Below are 23,061 nucleotides of genomic sequence, written 5' to 3'. Positions count from 1 at the left end.
ACAATTTCTTTACAACCTATCTATCAAATATAGCAAAAATAAGGCATTATTCGGCATTAACGATCTTGTAGCTACCATCTTCACGTTGCTCAGGTTTTCCTACAGCGATATTTTTCGAGTGATAAAACAGGTATATCCAGCCTTCAGGGGCACCTTCAGCCCAATACTGCGCACGTAGATCTCTTGCTCGGCGACCATCATAATCGTATTTCGCAATGAAGCTGCGGAAGATTTCCTCAGGCTCAGGTAATTCATCTCCACCAAAGAAATAATTTTTGCCCTCCATCTTCACATGAAACACTTGATGATATTGACTGTGACCACCTGATAACTCGTAACTGATCTCCGGGGTTAAATCACCAGAACCATTCACAAAGAGGATATTTCCACTACGCTGCAATACATCAAACACATCTGTGCGGTAAGAAGCCGATTCTGTGCTATAGGCATATTCCCATTCCTGCTCTTGTATCACATACTCCGCATTTGGAAAAGCCAGACGTTTCACGCCATCCTTTACATCAACCATACCACCCGCATGATCTTTGTGTAAATGGGACATCAATACATACTTGACATCATCAATGGAGAAGCCTAATTTTTTGATGTTAGCATGAATCACCAGCTCATCGTCCTCATTGCGTAAGCCTAGACCTGTATCCAAAACGATAAGTCCATCTTTCGTTTCAATAAGGAAAGGGTGGACATGAATAAATAAGGATCCTGGACGATCCTTAGGATCATCCTTTTTCGGGTCAAAAGGAACAAATTTTTTGCTGGAATCGACAGAATAAGAACCTTCAAATAATGAATATGCTTTCGCCATTTATATATGTTTGTATTCTTGATAGTTAAGCGTGTGTCTCTTTATACGTCGGCCACCTCATTAGGTAAGTAGCCATAGATAATGTATATTTACACGTTAATAGTAGGCAAAGATATGCAAAAAAGGTGGGTCCTGAAACCGAAAAATAATCTCCAAAAGACAAACAAGCTCCAAGAAGAACTTGGCGTAAGCCCCATCATTACAGAACTATTAATCAATCGAGGTGTAGAAACCTTCGACCAAGCTAAAGAATTTTTCCGCCCATCACTTGATTACCTATTGGATCCTTTTCTGATGAAAGACATGGATCGTGCGATAAATCGTATCGAACAAGCCATAGGAAACAAAGAGAAAATCCTAATCTATGGTGACTATGATGTAGATGGTACAACTGCGGTTTCCGTAGTTTACAGCTTCTTTAGAAATTTTCACTCCGGCCTTGAATATTATATCCCCGATCGTTATAGCGAGGGGTATGGTATCTCAACACAAGGGATTGATTATGCTGCTGAAAATGGATTCACGCTTATCATTGCACTAGATTGTGGAATCAAAGCAAACGATAAAATTGCATATGCCAATAGTAAAAACATCGACTTTATTATTGGAGACCACCACCTTCCAGGCAGTGAATTACCAGACGCATATGCTGTATTAGACCCTAAAAGATCGGATTGTCCTTATCCCTATAAGGAGCTATCGGGTTGTGGAATAGGATTTAAAATTGTCCAAGCCTTTATCCTCCAAAACAAAATGGATATGGAAATGGCTTATCAATATTTGGATCTTGTTGCTGTCAGTATAGCCTCTGACATTGTTCCAATTACAGGTGAGAATAGAATTCTTACCCATTTTGGATTAAAAAAACTAAATAGCAATCCTTCATTTGGTCTAAAAGCATTGATTGACCTGTCCAGCAATAAGACGGGAACTTTCAGTGTAAACGACGTTGTCTTTCAAATAGGCCCGAGAATAAATGCAGCAGGAAGAATTGACCATGCTAAGGATGCCGTGCAGCTCTTGGTTTCGAAGTCACTTCCAGAGGCAAAGGAATTCTCCATCAATATTGACGATCAGAACAACACCCGCAAGGAATTTGATTTAAATATCACTGGTGAGGCCTTAAAATTGATTGAAGATAACGTTATCTTACAAAGTCGAAAAACAACCGTACTATATAAGGAAGATTGGCACAAAGGGGTAATTGGGATTGTCGCTTCTCGATTAACCGAGAAATATTACCGCCCAACGATTATCTTGACACGCACAAATGGCCATATTGCAGGATCTGCGAGATCAGTAATAGGCTTTGATCTTTATGAAGCATTAAGTGAATGTGCGGATCTATTGGATCAATTTGGAGGACATAAATACGCTGCAGGATTAACCATGCCTACCGAAAATGTATCTTTATTTCAAGATCGTTTCGAGGAGGTAGTTGCCCGAACGATCAAACCTGAGATGCTTCAACAAGAAGTCTTGATTGAAAAAGAGATCAGTTTGGCAGCTATTGATTTAAAGTTCTATAAACTATTGCGTCAATTTGAACCCTTTGGTCCTCAAAATGAAGCACCTATATTTCTATCAAAAAAAGTAACTTTTGCTTACCCTGCCAATATTGTAGGGTCAGTACATTTAAAATTCACGGTAAAACAGGCTGATTCTGCCGTATTTGAATGTATTGGCTTTGGTTTAGGGGAATATATACATGAAATTAATGCTGGAAAACCATTTGATATCTGTTATACTATTGAAGAAAATAACTGGCGAGGCAAAAAGAATTTGCAATTAAATGTAAAAGCAATTAAATTTTAAAAATATCTTTGCAATTAAAGGAAATACGCATGATTCTTAGAGCAGAACATCTGATAAAAAAATACAAGCAACGTACCGTAGTAAACGATGTTTCTTTTCATGTAGAACAGGGAGAAATTGTTGGATTACTAGGTCCAAATGGAGCTGGTAAAACGACCTCATTCTATATGATTGTTGGACTAATCAAGCCTAACGATGGTCATGTTTATTTGGATGATTTGGAGATCACACAGGATCCCATGTATAAAAGAGCACAACGTGGTATCGGTTATTTGGCTCAGGAAGCATCTGTTTTCAGAAAGCTTTCCGTGGAGAATAACATCCTTTCTGTTTTAGAGATTCATTATCCTAATAAAGCAGAGCGCAAAGAAAAGCTCGAAGAATTATTGACAGAATTTAGTTTACACCGCGTTCGTAAAAACCGTGGCGACCTTCTTTCTGGTGGTGAGCGTAGGCGTACGGAGATTGCGCGTGCCTTAGCTGCCAATCCGAACTTCATCTTATTGGATGAGCCATTTGCAGGGGTTGACCCAATTGCGGTGGAGGAAATCCAAACCATTGTCGCTAAACTGAAAACACGTAATATTGGTATCTTAATCACGGATCACAACGTACAAGAAACTTTATCCATTACCGATAGAGCCTACTTACTGACTGAAGGAAAGATCATGCTTACTGGTACTCCTGAGGAGATTGCAAACAATGAGTTAGCAAGAAAATTCTACCTAGGAAGGCATTTTGAATTAAGGCGTAAAAAATTCTAAATTTAGCAAAACAATTATCCTGAACCCATGGCTTTATTAAACTCTCTTTTCACATGGATCATGAAGAAGCGAATTCATCAAATTGAGCTTTTCATGAAATATCCCCATGATGTACAAGAAGAGTGGTTTCAAAGCCTAATCTCAGCTGCCGAAGCAACAGAGTGGGGCAAGAAATACGGGTATAATAGCATATTTACACCAGAAGAATATAAAAGTCGTGTCCCTATCCAGGATTACGACGATATAAAAGGCTATGTTGATCGAATGATCAAAGGTGAGCAAAATATCCTTTGGCCATCGGATATCAAGTGGTTTGCCAAGAGTTCTGGAACAACTTCCGACAGAAGCAAGTTTATTCCTGTTAGTATTGAAGCATTAGAGGAATGTCATTACCAAGGTGGGAAAGACATGTTATCCATCTTTTGCCACAACAAACCAGAAAACAAAATGTTTACCGGAAAATCAGTTGTTATTGGTGGATCTTCTCAGATCAACAACTTTAGCCCTGATTCTTATTATGGAGATTTATCCTCCATACTAATCCGAAATCTACCTTTCTGGGCAGAGTTTAAAAGAACCCCTACACTCGAAGTAACTCTTAACCCGAACTTTGAAGAAAAAATTGAGCAAATAGCTCAAATAACCATCAAAGAAAATGTGACTTCGTTGGCAGGTGTCCCTACCTGGAACATCGTCATGGCAAAACGCATTTTAGAAATTACCGGAAAGTCCAATTTATTGGAAGTATGGCCAAATCTAGAATTCTATGGGCATGGTGGGGTGAGCTTCAAACCTTATCGGGACCAATTCAAAAAATTAATCCCTTCTTCAGAAATGTATTATATCGAAAATTATAATGCATCTGAAGGCTATTTCGGCATTCAAGATCAGTCTGACTCCGACGATCTTCTATTAATGCTGGATTATGGAATTTATTATGAATTTCTTCCCATGGAAAATATTCATGAGGAGCATCCAAAAACCTTGGGTCTACATGAAGTGGAATTAGGAAAAAATTATGCATTAATCATATCAACCAATGCTGGATTATGGCGATATAAAATTGGGGACACGATTAAATTCACCTCTTTAACTCCTTATCGCTTTCAGATTTCCGGACGTACGAAACAATACATTAACACCTTTGGTGAGGAGGTAATAGTGGACAATGCGGAGCTGGCCTTAGAAGCGGCCTGTAAAGCTACACAAGCAAATATAAAGGATTATACCGCCGGACCTGTTTACTTCAAGGAGAATGCCTCTGGAGCACATGAATGGGTCATTGAATTTGAACAAGATCCTACGGACTTCCAGAAGTTCTGTGAGGTACTTGATAGCACCTTACGAGAAATAAATTCCGATTATGATGCTAAGCGTTATAAAAATATGGCATTAGGATTTCCAATTGTGCACCACGCAGCAAAAGGATCTTTCTATGAATGGATGAAAAGTAGGGGAAAATTGGGTGGACAGAATAAAGTCCCAAGATTGGCTAATAGCAGAGAATACTTAGATCCACTTTTAACCATGCTACAAAATCGATAGCAATTGCCCGTGGCAAAATTTACCTAGATTGTTTTTATTATTTTATAAGAAGTTCAATACAAGAAATATAGAATTTGACGTTTTTCTATTAAGGGCGGATGGCCGTTTTATAGAGAAACACAAAAAAACCAATGATAAATTTCCATCCACCTACTTGTTTACCCTCTGTACCATTGTAGTTTGTAGTAAGTTTGTTTTCCATAACTCAATTGTTAGTTCGTTCTGTTTAGTTTCATTTTTCAAAATTCACTTCAATAAAAGAAAAACAGCATTTGCTATTGATAAACAATAAATTACATCTTTATTAATAGTTCTTTTATCGTAAGTGCAGATAAAGCTTAACATTAGCTTCATCAAGAAAGCATGACGATAAACCAAATACTATACCGAACTGCTCGATGTGGTAATTTTTAGTGTAAAGCAATAGTACCTGTATAGCAAAGTATATACTCGATGCATAGGAAAACATACAATTTCATTTTACGAATATTTTCCTCGTTTGAATTTAGTGGCTAAAACCCCTGCCTTTTAATAATTTTCCCTAACTTGCATCCGTAAACAATAATAAATATGAGCGCGACAGAACAAATTTCAATTCGCGTAGAGCCAACACAACAATCAAGACTCTCGCAAGTAGATTTTAACCACTTAAAATTCGGACAGTCCATGTCAGACCACATGCTGGTTGCAGAATATGCAGATGGCAAATGGCAAGATGTGAGCATTGTGCCTTATGGTAATATTTCCATTAGCCCATCTATGTCTGCGCTGCATTATGGCCAAGCAATCTTCGAAGGTATTAAAGCCTATAAATTTGCAGATGGAACAGTAAGTATTTTCCGTCCAGACAAAAACTGGGAGCGATTCAATAAATCGGCTGCTCGTCTACAGATGCCAGAGGTACCTAAAGAAATCTTCTTGGATGGACTAAAGCAGTTATTAACGGTAGATCAAGACTGGGTTCCTTCAGTTGAAGGCACATCCCTTTATATTCGTCCTTTTATGTTTGCTACTGAAGCGGCATTAGGAGTGCATCCATCAGTAAGCTATAAATTTTTGATCATCACTTGCCCGGTTGGAGCATATTACAGCAAACCAATCAGTTTGAAAGTAGAAACACATTATACACGTGCTGCTGAAGGTGGTGTTGGTTTCTCCAAAAATGCTGGTAATTATGCCCTTTCCCTTTATCCTACGCAATTATCAAATAATGAAGGATATGATCAAATCATGTGGACTGATGCCTTAGAGCATAAATACATTGAAGAAGCTGGTACTGCAAACTTGATTTTCCGTATTGGTGATACGATTATTACGCCACATGGCGATACCATCTTACATGGTGTAACCCGCAGAACCATTATGGAACTTGCTGAAAAATGGGGTTATAAAGCAGAACAAAGAAAAGTATCTGTACAGGAATTAATTGATGGCATTAAAGCTGGAAAAGTTACGGAAGCTTTTGCTGCCGGTACAGCTGCTACCATTACACATATCGACCGTATTGGATTTGAAGGAACAGATTACACCTTGCCTCCAGTAGAAGGTCGTGAATTCTCTAACAAGGTTCTTACCTATCTGAATGACCTTCGCTATGGAAAAATCGAAGATCCTTACGGATGGAACATGTTGGTGGGGTCTTAGGTCTTAGACAATAGACGTCAGACATCAGACGTCAGACATCAGACATCAGACAACAGACGTCAGACATCAGACAACAGACGTCAGACAACAGACAACAGACGTCAGACAACAGACGACAGATATTAGACTTAAAAAGGGATGAATTCAATAAGAATCCATCCCTTTTCTTTATATATACTATTATATTTTTCTAGCAGAGTTATCGACATCAGATTTTCAAAGTCTGTTGTCTGTTGTCTTTCATCTGTTGTCTCCCCTACATCTTCGCGTCCATTAGCTTTTCGCTTTGGGATTTTGGATTACCCATTTTCATCTTAATTACAAATGCTCGATTTGATTTGTAGGTTTCTGGGATATACACATCATAATAAGTTTGTTTATCCAAGTCCAGTCCTATATCTGCATGCTTTACTTCCAAAGCCTTTCCTTCACCTAAAATCTGTGCCGCTACAGGTACTAATTTTGCATTTTTAGCAACTGCAATTCTAGCAATATTATTTACTGGTCTATTGAATACAGTCAGGTATACGGTTGTGGAATCTTTTTGGGTATAGTAACCAAGTTTTGAAAGCGGCAGATCAACATGTCGCACACCATAAACAGCTTCATGGTTTACTTTCATCCAATCACCTAACTCTTTAGCAAGCTTATCTTCTCCTGGGTGCATATTCCCGAGTCCATCAGGACCGAAATTAAGGACAAAATTACCATTCATCGAAACGGACTGCATCAGCATATCCAATAGATCATCTGTCGTTTTGGTATATAGTCCAGACCAATCTTTCATATAACCCCAGCCATTTGGAGGTATAGTCATAACCGCATCCCAATCATTACCATCTAACCAACTGTAATCCTTAGGAAGCTTTCTTTCCCAGCCTTGTTCATAATCACCTAAAAGATTACCGTTGCTATCAAAGTGACGCTTACCATATTCATCATTTCTAAATCGTGATCCGATAATTAATCCAGGGTGTTTTGCGCGCAGTTCTTTCTCTAAATTATAGGTAAAATCATAAGATTGAATCCAAGCCTGATCCCATGTACCATCAAACCAGAATCCTTTTATTTTCGGGTAATTATCCAACAATTCTAATAATTGTGCACGAGTATATTGCAGAAACTTATTGTATTTTGCTTTCTCTGCCTCTGTTTGAGGTGCTTTATAGAAGTAATCAGGATTATTCCATTCCAAAACCGAGAAATATAAGTAAACATCAATACCTTCTGCGGTATAAGCATCCACAACTGCTTTGACTACATCCTTTTTAAAGGGTGTTTTCGTAATGTTATAGTCAGTTGTTTTGGTTGGCCAAAGTGCAAATCCATCATGATGCTTTGTTGTAAAGATCATGTATTTAGCACCCATAGCTTTTGCTTGTTTTGCCCAACGTTTTGCATCAAAATCCTTTGGATTAAATTGTTTATAGAGATTATCATAAGTCTCTTTCCAATTCTTTGGTGCATTTGGGCCACTCCAAGAGCGAATCCACTCCGATGCCGCTGCTCCTTTACGCGCACTGACACCTTCCCACTCATTCCCTGGAATCGCATATAGCCCCCAATGAATAAACTGTCCCAAACCATAGTTACGGAAAGCCTCCATATTAGCATCCTTACGGTTTTTATCGGTCAGTGGTCCATACTTAATTTCCTTTTTCTCCGTAGGCTTTACCTTTGGCCCTGTCCATTGCGCCTGAGAGGTCTGTCCAAGTAGGATAAATCCCAACAAAGCAAGCGTATATTTTAACATCAACTTATTCTTCATCATATATTAATCGCTTTTTTAAGATTAGTTTAAGGTCCAAACCATTTCGTCTGTCAACTCTCCCTTAGCACCTTTTCCCTTAGCGACGATCTTGTTTTCTCCTTTTTGCAACTGCACTTGATTGACAACCCAATGTTTATCATTCTCACCTTTAACAGCTTGGTATGACTTTCCATTTACTTCAACACTAACATCTTTCAAATTGGAAAACAATTGAATCTTTGTTTCTGCTTGCGTACGTTTATTATCTCTTCTATTAGCCAGATAAATCATAGGCTCTGGATTCCAGTTAGCCTTATACCAATAGAAAGAATCCTTTTTCCTTTGACGATCGAATGTAATTAAGCCTTTTAGGTTTCTTGCATTCACTCCTCCTCTATTCCAAGCAGGAACAGCAAATTCAAACATATTCCATACATAGGAAGCTACAATAATTGGATTCTTCTCAATGGCAGCCCATTGTTTGATATGTGTCTCTGTCTGATAGTTCTCCTGAAAGGATTTTCCAGTCACCACATCCTTCGGTTTTTCAGTAGATTCTTGACCGATATCGATATTTCCATCTGCTCCATATTCAGATAGCATCACTTTATAGTCAGGAAAATTCTGTTGTACCTTCTCTGCCCAAGGCCCTAAATCCTCGATTTTACCACCATACCATCCGAAGTAATGGTTGATACCTTGTACATCGGTGGTAAGGTTTTCTTGACGATCAATCACATTATATCCTGTCACGGCTACAGAATAACGATCTGGATCGATGGTTTTGATAATATCGTTCATCTCGCGAGATAATACAGGCACTTGCTCATCAGCTGTTTTAGAATACACTTCATTATGTACACCCCAGATGTAAATGGAAGGGTGATTGAAGTTCTGTTTCACAAGCTCTGCAATCTGCTGCTTAGCATTGTCATTTTCGTAGTAAGATACGCGGTTTACAAATGGTACTTCTGCCCATGTAAGGAAACCTAATGTATCTGCTAGTGAATAGACTTCAGGTGATTGCTGGTAATGCGCTAAACGAATAGTCGTTACACCCATTTCCTTCATCAATTCAAAATCTTCTTTATGTTGAGCAAAGCTTAATGCAGATCCAAAACCTTCACGATCTTGGTGTCTACATACGCCATACATTGGGTACTGTTTATCATTTAAGAACACCCCTTTTCCTGCAATAATCTCCACTTTACGAACTCCTAAAGGTTGTTTTACCGCATCCAATTCCTTTCCATTTGACATCAAACGTGCCGTTAGTGAATATAAATACGGATCACGAACACCATCCCACAAACGTGGTGACTTCATCTTGATTTCTTGGTTCACATAGGTTACACCTTGCGGACTGATTTTGACAGGCTGTTTATCCGTACTGATTACTTTACCATCAGCATTACGAATCTCCACCCATAACTCTGCATTTTGCGTATGCTTTTCTTTGGTTTCTAATTTTGCCTGTACATGAATGTTCGCTTGTTTAGCTGAAACATCCTTCTGACGAATGTAAATACCCGACGAAGCAAGATCTGTAACTACGAAACCAGTCTTATTTGTTTGAATAAAGTGAACCGGACGGTAAATACCGCCATATACTGGAAATAAAAATTGGTTGATTGGAATAATATCCTTGCGTGATTTATTGTCCGTAACAACAACCAAGGTATTCTCTTTTTCGTAATCTACAGAATTTGTGATCTCAAAGGCAAACATACTGTAGCCACCTTTGTGTTCTCCTATATAATTCCCATTAATAAACAATTGGGCAACTGCTCCTACACCTTCAAACTTAATGAAACTACGTTTCTCTTTATCTCCCGGTTTCATCGTGAATTTCTTTTGGTAAACAGCTTTACCTTCATAGAAATTCCGATCTTTCTGCATGTCATCCTTATTATAAGTATGCGGAAGATTGACATTTTCCCATACTTCAAGACGCGTCCATTGATCTTGGTTCTCAAAATACTTGGAACCGTTGTTAAAATCAGTGAAGAAGGTATTATTATTGGCTTTGTAATATTGCCAATCACTGTTGAAAGGAACGTCCGTTCTTGTTTGTCCGAATGAGAAGGAAATGCCAAATAGGCATCCTGCAGCTAAAATGAAAGATTTCTTAAAAAACATAGTTATTTAGGGTATAACAAAAAGCAATATACATATTCTCTTTTCCAAACCAATATATCAAACGTTTGCACGAGATTATATCTATTGGGTTACAAAGCCATCACGTTTAAAATTACATCAAAGACTTGAAACTGTCAGATTATACAATTGACAACATAGATAATTGATAATTTTAATTTTCCTGCATAAAACGTACTATAACGTTTTCGTGAATCCGAAACTATAGAAATTGAAAGGAGAGTTGAAACTAGTAGACACGAGGAAATTCATAGCATATTGCCATTATAAAACAGTTTAATAAGGAAAATGAAGTAAAAAAGGTGTTCGTAAAAATAAGGTTACGAATGTAAGAGGTTTGGATAAAAATTTAAATCTGCTCGTTGTCAGACTATATAGACCTTTCTTGAAGAAAGGCTAATATTCCATTTAAATCATTGGGTTCAAACCAAGTCGTATCGCCGTATTTCTTAAACCATGTAATCTGTCTTTTGGCATAACGCCTTGAATTCTGCTTGATCTGCTCAACAGCAGTTTCCAAACTGATATTCCCATCAAGGAAATCGAATAATTCGGCATAGCCAACGGTTAACAATGCTGGTTTATGTCTATAGTTCGCCAAACTTTTAACCTCATCCAATAAACCCTCTTCCATCATGATATCCACACGCTTGTTGATGCGATCATATAAGAATTTACGATCGGTATTGAGGCCAATGGTAATAATCTGAAAAGGTCTTTTCGCTTGACCTTGTTTTAGGAAATAGGAAATAGGTTTACCAGAAGTTTCAAACACTTCCAATGCTCGAATGACACGTTGCGGATTATCAATATCAGCTCGTTCATAATAAGCAGGATCGACAGCTTTTAAGCGCTCCTTCAAAGGTTCGAGCCCATTGGTATGAAATTCCGTATTCAGGCGATTACGCAGCTCCTCAGGTGCCTTAGGTAAATCATCAAGACCCTCACACAGTGCTCGAACAAATAAGCCTGACCCTCCGACTGCAATAACCACATCCGTACTTTTAAACAATACAGCCAAACGGATTAAAGCTTCACGTTCAAAATCTCCAGCCGTATAATCTTCCTCAATAGAGTGCGAGTCAATAAAGTAATGATTTGCTTGTTCCAGTTCCTCTTTACTGGGCTTGGCTGTACCAATAGCCATCTCCCGATAGAACTGTCGGGAATCTGCAGAAATTATAGACGTATGAAAGTGTTTGGCCAAGGCAATTGCCATAGCAGTCTTGCCGACTGCAGTAGGTCCAACAACAACAATTAAAGTCTTCTTCTTTTCTGCTTGATTCATTTTGTATTTAAAAAAATAGATGATAAAATTGCTTTATCATCTATCCTATCTAGTAAGTTAAAGATTTCTTTTTAAAATTCCTCACTGGAATTATTGTTTCCCTCTCCCCCTTCTTCACCTTCCTCGTCATCAAACATATCGTAATCATCCTCCTCATCTACACCGTATTCCTCTCCTCCTTCTTCTACATAATCATCATCGTCATCTTCTTCACCTGCTACCGGGAAGTTAGCAGCTGTAATAGCCTTCGGTGCCTCACCAATCTTCTTGAATAATGATGGATACTCTTTTCCTTCCTCTTCTTTTAAGATTTTGATAAGCTCCACATGGAAATCATAGGGACGATCAAAGTTATAGATGTAATAGAATTTCTGATGCGGATCATCAATGAATTTGCTCAAACGAATATCTTCCATTAATAGAACACCTGCATCTTTTTTGCGAGCGTTTGGTTGAAAGGCTATTTCTGTTCCTTTCTTCCATTGGTCATTACTTACATAAAATGACGATGATTTTTCTAAATCATACCCTGTCGTTTTTTGTATCATTTCATGTAAGTCTAAGAATGTAGCTTTCGAAGGCATATCAACTTCTCTATATACATCCTCATAATCTTCAAATGTTATCCTAAATCTATAAATTGCCATGGTATTAATTCCTTATTTATTGCTAAGATTCGAGCAATAAAGTTACGATTTTTTTAAAAATATTATGCTTCTTTAAGTGGTTCTAAGCCTAAGCTTTTCCCTTTTTCAACCATGAAGGCTAAAGCTTCATTTCGAGAGTTTGGAATATCGCCTTCTAATATGGCCTCTCGTATGGCATTCTTTATTTGTCCCACATGTCTGCCAGGTCCAATACCGAAAACCTTCATAATGTCATCTCCATCAATAGGAGGCTGCCAATTACGTATTTGATCTCGTTCTTCAACATCCTTCAGCTTCTGTTTAACCAGGTCAAAGTTCTCGCGGTATTTCTTTTTCTTGTATTCGTTTTTTGTGGTCACATCGGCATGACACAGCATCATTAGTGCATCTATATCATCCCCTGCTTCAAACAATAAGCGTCTTACAGCAGAATCAGTCACGATATCTTGTGCTAGTACAATAGGTCGCAAATGCAATAGAACGAGTTTTTGAACAAACTTCATTTTCTCATTCAGCGGTAATTTGAGTTCGGCAAATAGTTTTGGAACCATCTTTGCCCCGCGATCCTCATGACCATGAAAGGTCCACCCGACCTTTTTATCAAAACGCTTGGTAGCAGGTTTGGCAATATCATGCATGATAGCAGCCCAACGCAGCCAAAGATCCTCTGAAAGCTCAGAAACATTATCTAACACTTCCAAAGTATGGTAGAAATTATCTTTATGACCTTTACCATCCACATATTCTACTCCATAGAGTTGACTCATGGTTGGAAAGATCAGTTCCAACAAACCAGTATCAAACAGGTATTTAAATCCTATAGATGGTTTTTTGGCTAGAATAATTTTATTTAATTCATCGATTACACGCTCCTTAGAAATGATCTTAATGCGGTCTGCTTGTTCAGCAATGGCATTTAAGGCTGCAGCATCGATACGAAAGTTCAATTGTGTTGCAAAGCGAATAGCACGCATCATGCGTAAAGGATCATCAGAAAATGTAATTCCTGGTTCTAAGGGAGTGCGTATAAGCTGATTTTTAATATCTTCAACCCCATTGAAAGGATCTACTAAAGCACCATAATCTGCATCATTCAAGGAGAATGCCATCGCATTGATGGTGAAGTCACGACGATTTTGATCATCTGCTAGTGTGCCATCTTCTACTATCGGCTTACGGGAATCACGACGATAAGACTCTTTTCGAGCACCAACAAATTCAACCTGAAGACCTTGATAGTTTAACATGGCGGTACCGAAGGATTTATATACCGCTACTTTCGTATGCAGTTTCTCCCCCAGCTTATTGGCAAAATCAATCCCAGATCCTAAGACTAATATATCGATATCATCTTTTAAGGGTCTCCCCATTATTCGATCACGAACAAAACCACCAATCACATAGCAGGAAACCTCTTCTTCCCTCGCTAATTCTCGGATAATGGAAAATATAGGATGACTTAAATTCTCACTCATAGCAACAAAGTGCAAAAGTAATGAAATTTATAGACAACAGATACGCTGTCTTTGCTTAAAATTAGGAAAATGCTTAGTCTCTATCCTTGCTTAGTCTACGGAAGGCTAAAGGATTCTCCGATAAGACCGCTTGTTCTCGACGACGGTTCACAATATGAACTGCTTCAAAAATAGCCGATAAGAAAGAAGTTTCAGAAGCTATGTTTTTACCAGCAATATCATATCCTGTACCATGATCTGGAGAAGTACGAACATCAGGTAACCCTGCTGTGAAGTTAACCCCAGTACGAGAAGCAATATGCTTGAATGGTATTAAGCCTTGATCATGATACATCGCTAGGACCGCATCAAATTTCGTATAGGCATCATCTGCAAAAAAGCCATCAGCAGGGTAAGGCCCAAAACAAAATATACCCTCCTCATAAGCTTTCTTAATGGCAGGAGCGATGATATCTTGGTCCTCTGTTCCTATTAAACCATCGTCACCAGCGTGTGGGTTTAAGCCTAATACAGCAATCTTTGGTTTTTGAACCCAGAAGTCTGTTTTTAAGCTCTCATTCATCATTCTGAGCTTCTCCAAAATAGCCTCTTCAGTAATAGAAGCTGCGATTTCTTTTACAGGGATATGACCCGTAACAACGCCAATCCGAAGATCTTCACTGACCATAAACATTAGCACATCTTTGGCTTCAAAGAAATTCTGCAAATATTCGGTATGCCCTGGGAAATTAAAACCTTCTTGTTGGATATTGTGCTTGTTAATAGGAGCTGTTACTAAGGCATCAATTACACCAGCTTTAAGATCTTCTGCCGCACGCTGAAGGGAAATAAAAGCATATTTACCGCCGATTTCGTTTTGCTCACCTAAGCTAATCTTCACATCCTCTTGCCAACAATTGATCATGTTGGGGCGTTTAGGATTTGCCTGATCAGCAGAATTGATCACATTAAAACTAAAATCATTGACGCCTATGGCTTTCCGATGAAATGAGGCTACTTTGGTATTCCCATAAACAATGGGGGTAAAGAAATCTAGAATTCGGTTATCCATTAAGGACTTAATAATAACCTCTAATCCAATACCATTTATATCACCTACAGAGATTCCAATTTTTAGCTTTTCACTCATCTTTATTGCGCATTTTATAGTCAAAAATAACAAAAAATAGCAACAATAGGCTCAAACTTGCTAAAATGACTCTTATCCAACTGCATTCGCCCTATCTGTCCGTTTAAAAAATAGTATCTTTGCGTAATTTAAGCTTATGGGATCAGTTCGTGCAAAGAAACATTTAGGCCAGCATTTCCTCAACGACAAAAATGCAGCTCAACGTATAGTAGAAGCCTTAACCCCTTCCTTGGGATTTAAACAAGTGTTAGAAGTAGGTCCAGGAATGGGCGTACTCTCCGACTTTCTATTGCAACATGAAGAATATGAAACCTTCCTAATTGATGTTGATGATGAATCCATCGCCTATTTGGACGAGAAATACCCACAAGTGGGAAAACGTTTAATACATGGTGACTTTCTTACGCTAGATTTTTCTGCCTACTTTCCAGATAAGATGGCAGTTATTGGAAACTTCCCTTATAACATTTCATCGCAGATTCTGTTTAAAATCTTGGAGGAACGAAACAAGGTGGTTGAAATGGTTGGTATGTTTCAGAAAGAAGTTGCCGAACGCTGTGTGGCAAAACCAGGCAGTAAAGAATATGGAATTCTCTCTGTCTTTTTACAGGCGTACTATGATGTTTCTTACTTATTTACCGTAAAAGCAGGTGCGTTTAACCCACCACCAAAGGTATTATCAGGGGTCATGCGCATGGTACGAAATGATCGAGAATCCCTAGACTGTGATGAAAAATTGTTTTGGCGTATTGTAAAAGCTGCTTTTAATCAACGCAGAAAGACATTACGCAATGCCTTATCAGGTGTTATTCCAAAGGATCAGATGAGTGATAATCCACTTTATGAATTGCGGGCAGAACGATTATCCGTCGCAGATTTTATTCAGTTAACCAACGAAATAGGAAATAAAGAATAGCATGCATACAGACAGTGAATTTGCGATTATTGGTGGAGGAGTAGCAGGATTAGCCACAGCCATTATGTTAAAAGGACTAAATCGTGAATTTACATTGTTTGAACGAGTCTCTAATCTCCGCGGAATTGGTGCTGGATTTGGTTTAGCTGCCAATGCTATGCAAGCCCTAGAACTTCTTGGTCTCCGAAAGGATGTGGAAGAAATTGGCTATTACCTCGACTCCTTTGCTATTCTCAACCAAGATGGAGAAATCTTGGTGAACCCAGATACCCAAAACATCAGCAAACGCTATGAACAGCAAAACTTCGCTATTCATCGAGCTGACCTCCACCTTTATTTATTAAGTCAGCTTGCACAAGATCAGCTTGTCCTTGGAAAATCTGCCCAAAGGATTGAAAAATCCGATAATCAGATTCAAGTATTTTTTGAGGATGGCACAACACATACTTGTAAGTACCTGATAGTTGCCGATGGAATTAAATCTCCAATTAGACAGCAACTCCTACCAACATCACATCCACGCTTTAGTGGCTACACCTGTTGGCGAGCAACCATCAATAACAGCGATATCAAACTTAAAAAAGGGACTGAAACCTGGGGAAAACATGGTCGATTTGGGATGACTCCGCTAAAGAACGACCGAATCTATTGGTACGCTTGTATCAACGGACCGGCTAATTCCACAAAATTCCAAAATTACACCATACAGGATCTTCAAGATAACTTTAAAAATTATCATAACCCGATTCCAGAAATTCTTGCACAGACGAATCAAGACCAGGTAATCTGGAATGATATCATTGACCTTAAGCCTTTGAAGCAATTCGCTTTCGACAACATCCTACTTATCGGAGATGCGGCACATGCCTGTACCCCGAATATGGGGCAAGGAGCATGTCAAGCACTAGAAGATGTAGCAGTCCTTCAAGATGAATTAAGAAAGAATAAGTCCGTAGAATTAGCCTTTCAACATCTGGAGAACCGACGTTTGGCTAGAACCAAATACATCATTGATACTTCTAGAAGTATTGGATCTATTGCCCAATGGGAGAACCCGATTTTCATTGCCATTCGAAATGGCTTGATGAAGCTCATGCCTCCAAACATGGGTAACAAGGCCTTGGAAAAGCTCTTCAAGGAAAATTTTATGACCATAAACAATGAATAACATGCGCATATTAATCGTAGATGACCTACATGATATCTTATTAGAAAAGTTTCAAAAGGCTGGAGTAGCTTTTGACTATCAACCCGAGATGGAAAGAACTGCTGCAGAACAAGTAATTGATCAATATGAAGGTTTATTGATTCGATCCAAGTTTCAGGTAGACCAGGCATTTATTGATTTAGGCAGTAAGTTAAAATTCATCGGTCGTTCAGGAGCTGGTATGGATAATATTGATGAAGCTTATGCTACTAATAAGGGCATCGCCTTATTCAGTGCAAACGAAGGCAATCGAGATGCTGTGGGAGAACATATGATTGGTATGTTGTTAAGCTTGATGAATAATTTAAACCGAGGAGATCAGGAGGTCCGTCATGGACAATGGCGTAGAGAGGAAAACCGAGGATACGAATTAAAAGGTAGAACTGTAGCCTTGATTGGCTATGGTAATAACGGTCAAGCCATGGCGAAAAAACTCTCCGGTTTTGATGTACAAGTCATTGCTTACGATAAATATAAAACAGGTTTTTCCGATCTGTATGCTCGAGAAGTCTCAATGGAAGAAGTTGTTCGACAAGCCGATGTATTGAGTTTTCATATCCCATTAACAAGAGAAACTAAAGGTATGATTGATGAAGAGTATTTGTTCCATTTCCGAAAGCCTATCTTCTTTTTAATGGGTGCTCGTGGAGGTATTGTTCAAGTGCCAGCTGTTCTAAAGTACTTAGACGAAGGAAAGATTCTCGGAGCTGCTTTTGACGTATTGCCTGTAGAGAAGTTCCCATCATTAGCTGAACAGGAATGGTACCAAAATTTAATTAGCAGGGACAATGTCTTATTAAGCCCACATGTTGCTGGATGGACCTTTGAAAGCTATTATAAGCTATCATCAATCCTAGCTGACAAAATAATAGCTTGGTTAAAAAACCAAGAATAATATCAGCTGCTGGGTAGACCAATAAAAAAAGGGACATCATCACGACGTCCCTTAGCAATTATTAATAAAACATTGAAACTACTTTTCTAATCGTAAATCCAACATATACACATATGGTGCAATGGTACTGTAACGGCTCATAGACACCGAACTGAATCGATATGCACTGATGGCCAATCCATCTGCCGTATAGTATTTTAATAAGGATGGCAATAAAGCGCCATTATCCCATTCGTTGAATTTCTCAAATTTATATTGTGTACCAGTACCCACGGATTGACCACTTGCTTTTAACAAAGGATCAGCTTTGGTACTAAATGCCTTGGCTGCTATATTATAAGCTGCAGCATAAACTTTCACCATATTATTATTGATGATGTCATTCGCTTTAGGCTCTACTAAACCACTCACTATTAACTGACCAGAATTAATCTGTATCGATGCGTCAGGGTTATAAGTAACATCAATATTAATGCGGTTATTACCCAAGACAGCCATAGGTGCCGTAGTAACCGTAAATACTGTACCTGGAATCTTCTCCTTAATGGTAACAGGAATTCTCACGCGCTTGCTCTCATCCAATGTTGCATGATCAACATAGGAAAGAAAAGCAGCACCCATAAAGTCTTCATAAGAGAAGATATTAAACTGTGCCAATTCCAAAACAACCTCTTCATTTCCATACATCAAAGTTGCTTTAGCTGTGCGACGTTCATTAAGATCCGCAGGAGCGAAATTATTCGCTTTTAAAAGTAATGTATCACCAACGATCTCGTAACTCAACCAATCTTGATCAAACTTTACCTCATAATCAATATTGCTGATCACATTGATTTTTTTGACTCCACCCTTTAAGGAATAATTAAGATTACTCAATGGGGAATTCACCTCAAACAACAAACCTCTTTGCGTTATTGGAACTACCAATTTCTTACCATCATTAGCAGTGATATGAATTAATGTAGTTCGATTTGTCTTGGAATCGTTTTGCTCCATGCTGACATGAATTATATTTCCCTCAGTTTGGATGGTACACCATTCATCTTCTACCGTAGCAGAAAAATTGGTTGAGGATAACTCAATTGTCCCGGTATTAGCCAATGGACCATTGGCTACTTTCGTTTCTAAAACAGCAAGCTCGGAAGCTACATCATCTTTTTTACAGGAATACAGCACGACACTAAGAATACTTAGCATCAAAATGCCTTTTATTATTTGCTTCATTTGCTAAATTTTATTGTTTAGTAAGCTTCATGTTAATCATGAAATGCACACCTTGTTCATTATCATAGAATTCTTTGTTCGTGCCAACCACTTTATGTAGCGCCAAGTACTTCATCGGGAAACTTCCCAAGATTCCTTGTCTAGTATATTGCGACATAATATTTAAAATAGGTTTTTCACGAGTTCCTTGCATCCACAAGCCGCCCATCACAAAGGTGGTACTGGTTTCAAATGTTGGAATGACATAGCCCAACAGGTTTGAATCATAACCAACAGTCATCCATAGATTCCCGGATGAACCATTAGGAACTTTGCCTAAATTCTGTGGTTTAAACAATAAGTTTCCATTGGAATATTCTAACTGAATCGGTTGAATAAATGACTTGGAAGTCAAAGTAAAGGTCTTGCCTGCAACTTTCTCCGTAATTTTCACCACCTCATTTTTAGAACCAACATTACTTACGTAAGAGAATACATAATCACCAGGGATGTCATTGTATTCCAATTGTACAGCTTGAAGTGCAATTTTAGCATCGTCTTTGGCTGTAAATCTTCTTTCCTCCGGGTTGAAAACAAATTCATCATATTCCTTTACTTCGATGCTTACAGGAGACTGCAAATCAATTCCCTTATCCGAGACAGCATAATAAGTCACTTCTTCTGGTTTATCGGTGTTATACCACTTACTCTGATCTAAATTGACAGCTACCCCATTAGTTGATCCATTCGCTAAAATATCGAAACGCATCATTTTACTTAAAGTCGTTTTTAAAGCCTTTACTTCATTAACGTAAGTCTGGAAATCCTTTTCTTCTGCTAAAGGACGCATGATAATCTGATTCGCGAATTTCTTTCCTCGAAGAATGATTTTTTGTGGAGTCACAGAGACCATAATAAACTCAAAGTCTCCTCCTAAACCAGAAGGATTGGAACCTGTTGCTTCCGAATAGTAATGCAATATTGGATTGTAACTATCAAAACTTAATATAGGACCATTCTCCGAAGTAAATGAATATGTAGAAGAAACGGTAGTCCCGGCATTCACCTTATTGGCGGTCAGTTCAGATGCTAAATCAACTTTACCATCCTTAAATTTCGCCAACATCTTATAACCGCCTTCTGGGCTATTAAAATCTCCGTAATAATAATCTATACTCCAACCATGTGCTGCATTCTGTAGGATCTCATTATAGGCTACAAAAGCTTCATTCATACGTTGGGCTGAAGATTGATCAAAAGTCGCATCTTCAAAACGACTACATGCATTCAGTGTCAATGCGAACACCAGTAATAATGCTATTTTTTGTAATTGCTTCATGTATTCGTTATTAATTAAAGTCCTCAAATTGAAGTTGAGCTACTCGTTCAGAACGACGTAAAACCGTAGCACGTAAATTATCTAATTCAAAACCCCATGAGTTTCGAGCATATTCCCTGATGATCTCTAATTTCTTATTGATCAAAGCTGACCCTGTAGTTCCTGCTTCATTTAAAATAGTGCTCCACTGCTTATCTGTAGAGGTAATAAAAATCGAATAGGTCTCTGCGAAATCCTCATTAGGTTCATTCATCGCATAATTTGAAACAAATCCTTTGTTACGGGCATCAGCAACACTTACGTAAGACCAATCATCCTTAATGTATTCCGTTTCTGTAATCTTCTGAAAATCGGTACTGAAATTCTTATTCTGATGTAAAATATGTGAGAATTCGTGGTGAATAATGTGGAAGTAATTCTCAATTTGCTCTGTCGCATCCAATGAAACAGTATTGATCTCATACATCGTGATCTTAACACCTCCTTCAGCTGTAGCCATCACTTTCGTATTTCCACTTTCAAATGCTGACGAACCTACGAACATAAATTGTTTTGGAGCATATTTACGGGTAAAGTCCACACCAATTACTTCATCATACGCTTCCAGCCACGCATATTTCAGAACCTGAATCATTAATTGTGATTTTTTAATATCAGCAGGCACCAAAACAAATCTAGGATCAGTATTGATATCGTTGTATTTGTATAATACATCGATATTGTATGGATAGGAAACATTCTTCGTTATCCAATGATCAAAATTCGTGAGTGTAGCCGGGTCAGTTGGCTGAAAGATGGAGTTGTTCTCATCTACAGCATCATCTTTTCGGCATGAGCCTAGAAAGATTGCCAATACTGCTAGGATATAGATTATATTAAATTTTTTCATCTCTTTATAATTGAAATTATCTTGGGTTTGGCGTCATACCTGCACCTATGATTTCTTTAGGTATTTGAAATGCACGACGAGGATCATCTACTTTCATTTCATCCATGATACCCACCTCGTTATTCTGTACCAAACGGCGGTAAATCACCATACCGTAACGTTTGATATCATTCCAACGCAATCCCTCATGCATGGTCAGGATTCTACGCATATGTAATACCGCATGTACCATATTCTCTTGATCCGCTGTAAGCGCATAATCAACATTTAAAGCTTTTTTAGGCGTAGGAACATCATGCTTGTAATAAGCAGTGTTCTTATAGAAATCCAATATTTTTTGCTTCGTTATGTTCTTTTTGATGGTATAATTGCCATAGAAAGTCAACATATCTTTTGCAGCATTGTCTACATCTCCTTTAAGGGCATACGCTTCTGCACGGGTTAACAACGTCTCATCTGCTGTGAAAATAGTCTGAACAGAATGTACATAACCAATCTTGTTGATGATATCGGTAAACTCGAAATAAGCACCAATTTTATAGGAAATCATCTTCTTGATATTGGCATCATAATTCATGGCGCGGAAGTTCAACAAGGCATAATCTTCCCATGGTCCTGAAGAGTTTGTTGCTTCGTTATCAGCAATGTACTTCGTATAGGAATAACGACCACCTCCACGGTATGGACCATGACAATATCCCCAACTTGAAACCGCATCTATCAACAAATAATTTGCCTTTTCATCCTTACTGATGTAAGCATTTGGCTTAATAAAATTGTTGGCACTTAATTTCTGTAAGGCATCCCAATTTCTCAAATCCGCACGTGCATCTGCACCCAATGCTTTCGAAGCAGCTGTAATAGCTTTATCGTACTCCCTATGGTAAAGGTAAAAACGTGCTGCAAATGCATTTGCTGCTTTCACGTTAAAGTGGAATTTTGGTTGGCTATAATAGGAGTCACTGATCAATGGTAATGCCTCCTCAATATCAGCTTTAATTCGTGCATAAGTCTCTTCCACTGTACCACGCTCATGCTTTGTGATCAGATCCTTTTCAATCTTATCGGAATATGGAATTCCCAAATCCGTCTTGCTTGTCGTGTTGTTATAGGCATGGCTGAAGGTATTGACCAATACAAAATGACTATAAGCACGGCACATCAAAGCTTCTCCGCGAACAGCATCTAGATTAACTGGATTACCCAATTTCGCAATAGCCTCTAATGCCGCATTCGCTGTTCCAATCGCTCCATAATGTTTAGACCAAATCTCGTAGGTGTTGTCATTTGAAGCCTCCGTAATATCTTGCCACAGGAAAGATTGCACATGAAAACGATCGTATGCTGTAAAAGCATCACCGTTGTAATCCGCATTATCCGATGCCATTTCATTGACCCAATAAACAGATGCTCCAGGATAAGCAGAGATCAACAACTTCTGAATCTTCTCCGGCGTATCTAACTCTGTTCTGGAATCTGGCGGGGTATCCAAGGTCTTGTCACAAGAACTCAAAATAGCCGTTGCAGCTAATGCAATTAATATTTTATTATATGTTTTAATCATGATATTTC

Annotated in this window: 18 protein-coding genes; 7 read left to right on the top strand and 11 right to left on the bottom strand. The window is 38.4% G+C overall.

Going from position 1 to position 23,061, the window contains the following annotated elements; translation table 11 throughout:
• Nucleotides 1-46: 46 nt before the first annotated feature.
• Nucleotides 47-826 carry an MBL fold metallo-hydrolase gene (locus tag ACP6L2_RS09195; RefSeq protein ID WP_440508932.1) on the bottom strand — a complete coding sequence of 260 codons (780 nt, stop codon included), beginning with the start codon at nt 824-826 and terminating at the stop codon, nt 47-49.
• 114 nt (nt 827-940) lie between these two features.
• Here ACP6L2_RS09195 and recJ point away from each other — a divergent pair, with 114 nt between their 5' ends.
• The 4 genes from recJ to ACP6L2_RS09175 all read left to right on the top strand — a co-directional run bounded on the left by recJ (nt 941) and on the right by ACP6L2_RS09175 (nt 6,594).
• Nucleotides 941-2,641 (top strand): single-stranded-DNA-specific exonuclease RecJ, encoded by a 1,701-nt coding sequence (gene recJ / locus ACP6L2_RS09190; protein ID WP_440508931.1) that lies wholly within the window; start codon nt 941-943, stop codon nt 2,639-2,641.
• 29 nt (nt 2,642-2,670) lie between these two features.
• Nucleotides 2,671-3,405, top strand: coding sequence for an LPS export ABC transporter ATP-binding protein (lptB, locus tag ACP6L2_RS09185; protein WP_440508930.1), 735 nt, complete (start codon nt 2,671-2,673; stop codon nt 3,403-3,405).
• 27 nt (nt 3,406-3,432) lie between these two features.
• The gene (locus ACP6L2_RS09180) at nt 3,433-4,950 is read left to right on the top strand and encodes a GH3 auxin-responsive promoter family protein (protein WP_440508929.1); all 1,518 of its coding nucleotides are present in this window, start codon (nt 3,433-3,435) and stop codon (nt 4,948-4,950) included.
• 570 nt (nt 4,951-5,520) lie between these two features.
• On the top strand, nt 5,521-6,594 hold the full coding sequence (locus ACP6L2_RS09175) for a branched-chain amino acid aminotransferase (RefSeq protein WP_440508928.1): 1,074 nt from the start codon (nt 5,521-5,523) through the stop codon (nt 6,592-6,594).
• A gap of 256 nt (nt 6,595-6,850) precedes the next feature.
• Here the strand turns inward: ACP6L2_RS09175 and ACP6L2_RS09170 are convergent, their stop codons facing one another.
• The 6 genes from ACP6L2_RS09170 to pdxA form a co-directional block, all read right to left on the bottom strand.
• Nucleotides 6,851-8,365, bottom strand: a complete 1,515-nt coding sequence (locus tag ACP6L2_RS09170) for an alpha-L-fucosidase (RefSeq protein WP_440508927.1) — start codon at nt 8,363-8,365, stop codon at nt 6,851-6,853.
• Nucleotides 8,366-8,386: 21 nt separating this feature from the next.
• Nucleotides 8,387-10,483 (bottom strand): glycoside hydrolase family 2 protein, encoded by a 2,097-nt coding sequence (locus ACP6L2_RS09165; RefSeq protein WP_440508926.1) that lies wholly within the window; start codon nt 10,481-10,483, stop codon nt 8,387-8,389.
• A 388-nt stretch (nt 10,484-10,871) separates the two neighbouring features.
• On the bottom strand, nt 10,872-11,789 hold the full coding sequence (gene miaA / locus ACP6L2_RS09160; RefSeq protein WP_440508925.1) for a tRNA (adenosine(37)-N6)-dimethylallyltransferase MiaA: 918 nt from the start codon (nt 11,787-11,789) through the stop codon (nt 10,872-10,874).
• Between the two features lie 71 nt (nt 11,790-11,860).
• Nucleotides 11,861-12,436, bottom strand: coding sequence for an IS1096 element passenger TnpR family protein (locus ACP6L2_RS09155; RefSeq protein WP_440508924.1), 576 nt, complete (start codon nt 12,434-12,436; stop codon nt 11,861-11,863).
• Between the two features lie 62 nt (nt 12,437-12,498).
• On the bottom strand, nt 12,499-13,911 hold the full coding sequence (locus ACP6L2_RS09150) for a CCA tRNA nucleotidyltransferase (RefSeq protein WP_440508923.1): 1,413 nt from the start codon (nt 13,909-13,911) through the stop codon (nt 12,499-12,501).
• Between the two features lie 73 nt (nt 13,912-13,984).
• Nucleotides 13,985-15,040 (bottom strand): 4-hydroxythreonine-4-phosphate dehydrogenase PdxA, encoded by a 1,056-nt coding sequence (gene pdxA, locus ACP6L2_RS09145; protein WP_440508922.1) that lies wholly within the window; start codon nt 15,038-15,040, stop codon nt 13,985-13,987.
• 136 nt (nt 15,041-15,176) lie between these two features.
• Here pdxA and rsmA point away from each other — a divergent pair, with 136 nt between their 5' ends.
• Genes rsmA through ACP6L2_RS09130 form a run of 3 tightly spaced genes read left to right on the top strand, consistent with a single transcriptional unit; the run spans nt 15,177 to nt 18,058 of the window.
• Nucleotides 15,177-15,956 carry a 16S rRNA (adenine(1518)-N(6)/adenine(1519)-N(6))-dimethyltransferase RsmA gene (rsmA, locus tag ACP6L2_RS09140; protein ID WP_344673143.1) on the top strand — a complete coding sequence of 260 codons (780 nt, stop codon included), beginning with the start codon at nt 15,177-15,179 and terminating at the stop codon, nt 15,954-15,956.
• Nucleotide 15,957: 1 nt separating this feature from the next.
• A complete protein-coding gene (locus ACP6L2_RS09135; RefSeq protein ID WP_440508921.1) occupies nt 15,958-17,124 on the top strand; it encodes an FAD-dependent monooxygenase in 1,167 nt (388 codons plus the stop codon).
• The gene (locus tag ACP6L2_RS09130; RefSeq protein WP_440508920.1) at nt 17,117-18,058 is read left to right on the top strand and encodes an NAD(P)-dependent oxidoreductase; all 942 of its coding nucleotides are present in this window, start codon (nt 17,117-17,119) and stop codon (nt 18,056-18,058) included. Before ACP6L2_RS09135 ends, ACP6L2_RS09130 begins: the two co-directional genes overlap by 8 nt.
• Nucleotides 18,059-18,136: 78 nt before the next feature.
• Here ACP6L2_RS09130 and ACP6L2_RS09125 read toward each other — a convergent pair whose 3' ends face one another.
• The 4 genes from ACP6L2_RS09125 to ACP6L2_RS09110 are packed head-to-tail and all read right to left on the bottom strand — an operon-like array spanning nt 18,137 to nt 23,053.
• Entirely contained in the window at nt 18,137-19,282 is a 1,146-nt protein-coding gene (locus tag ACP6L2_RS09125; protein WP_440508919.1) for a BACON domain-containing protein, read from the bottom strand.
• Between the two features lie 10 nt (nt 19,283-19,292).
• Nucleotides 19,293-20,600: a DUF4302 domain-containing protein gene (locus ACP6L2_RS09120; protein WP_440508918.1), complete on the bottom strand. Its 1,308-nt coding sequence runs from the start codon at nt 20,598-20,600 to the stop codon at nt 19,293-19,295.
• Between the two features lie 10 nt (nt 20,601-20,610).
• Complete coding sequence (locus ACP6L2_RS09115; protein WP_440508917.1) at nt 20,611-21,489, bottom strand: zinc-binding metallopeptidase; 879 nt, start codon at nt 21,487-21,489, stop codon at nt 20,611-20,613.
• A gap of 16 nt (nt 21,490-21,505) precedes the next feature.
• Entirely contained in the window at nt 21,506-23,053 is a 1,548-nt protein-coding gene (locus tag ACP6L2_RS09110; RefSeq protein WP_440508916.1) for a RagB/SusD family nutrient uptake outer membrane protein, read from the bottom strand.
• Between the last annotated feature and the right edge of the window lie 8 nt (nt 23,054-23,061).

It is taken from the genome of Sphingobacterium lactis (assembly GCF_051951495.1).
In the GTDB taxonomy this organism is placed as follows: domain Bacteria; phylum Bacteroidota; class Bacteroidia; order Sphingobacteriales; family Sphingobacteriaceae; genus Sphingobacterium; species Sphingobacterium lactis_A.
Note: the sequence above shows the minus strand (reverse complement) of the source record. Positions and strands in the feature narration are given on the sequence as shown.

Excerpts from the sequence above, each read along its gene's own strand:
- ACP6L2_RS09130 (WP_440508920.1), top strand. The coding sequence starts at position 17,117 with ATGAATAACATGCGCATATTAATCGTAGATGACCTACATGATATCTTA.
- rsmA (WP_344673143.1), top strand. The coding sequence starts at position 15,177 with ATGGGATCAGTTCGTGCAAAGAAACATTTAGGCCAGCATTTCCTCAAC.
- ACP6L2_RS09175 (WP_440508928.1), top strand. The coding sequence starts at position 5,521 with ATGAGCGCGACAGAACAAATTTCAATTCGCGTAGAGCCAACACAACAA.
- ACP6L2_RS09195 (WP_440508932.1), bottom strand. The coding sequence starts at position 826 with ATGGCGAAAGCATATTCATTATTTGAAGGTTCTTATTCTGTCGATTCC.
- ACP6L2_RS09125 (WP_440508919.1), bottom strand. The coding sequence starts at position 19,282 with ATGAAGCAAATAATAAAAGGCATTTTGATGCTAAGTATTCTTAGTGTC.
- ACP6L2_RS09115 (WP_440508917.1), bottom strand. The coding sequence starts at position 21,489 with ATGAAAAAATTTAATATAATCTATATCCTAGCAGTATTGGCAATCTTT.
- ACP6L2_RS09170 (WP_440508927.1), bottom strand. The coding sequence starts at position 8,365 with ATGATGAAGAATAAGTTGATGTTAAAATATACGCTTGCTTTGTTGGGA.
- miaA (WP_440508925.1), bottom strand. The coding sequence starts at position 11,789 with ATGAATCAAGCAGAAAAGAAGAAGACTTTAATTGTTGTTGTTGGACCT.
- ACP6L2_RS09180 (WP_440508929.1), top strand. The coding sequence starts at position 3,433 with ATGGCTTTATTAAACTCTCTTTTCACATGGATCATGAAGAAGCGAATT.
- lptB (WP_440508930.1), top strand. The coding sequence starts at position 2,671 with ATGATTCTTAGAGCAGAACATCTGATAAAAAAATACAAGCAACGTACC.
- ACP6L2_RS09165 (WP_440508926.1), bottom strand. The coding sequence starts at position 10,483 with ATGTTTTTTAAGAAATCTTTCATTTTAGCTGCAGGATGCCTATTTGGC.
- ACP6L2_RS09135 (WP_440508921.1), top strand. The coding sequence starts at position 15,958 with ATGCATACAGACAGTGAATTTGCGATTATTGGTGGAGGAGTAGCAGGA.
- pdxA (WP_440508922.1), bottom strand. The coding sequence starts at position 15,040 with ATGAGTGAAAAGCTAAAAATTGGAATCTCTGTAGGTGATATAAATGGT.
- ACP6L2_RS09120 (WP_440508918.1), bottom strand. The coding sequence starts at position 20,600 with ATGAAGCAATTACAAAAAATAGCATTATTACTGGTGTTCGCATTGACA.
- ACP6L2_RS09150 (WP_440508923.1), bottom strand. The coding sequence starts at position 13,911 with ATGAGTGAGAATTTAAGTCATCCTATATTTTCCATTATCCGAGAATTA.
- recJ (WP_440508931.1), top strand. The coding sequence starts at position 941 with ATGCAAAAAAGGTGGGTCCTGAAACCGAAAAATAATCTCCAAAAGACA.
- ACP6L2_RS09155 (WP_440508924.1), bottom strand. The coding sequence starts at position 12,436 with ATGGCAATTTATAGATTTAGGATAACATTTGAAGATTATGAGGATGTA.
- ACP6L2_RS09110 (WP_440508916.1), bottom strand. The coding sequence starts at position 23,053 with ATGATTAAAACATATAATAAAATATTAATTGCATTAGCTGCAACGGCT.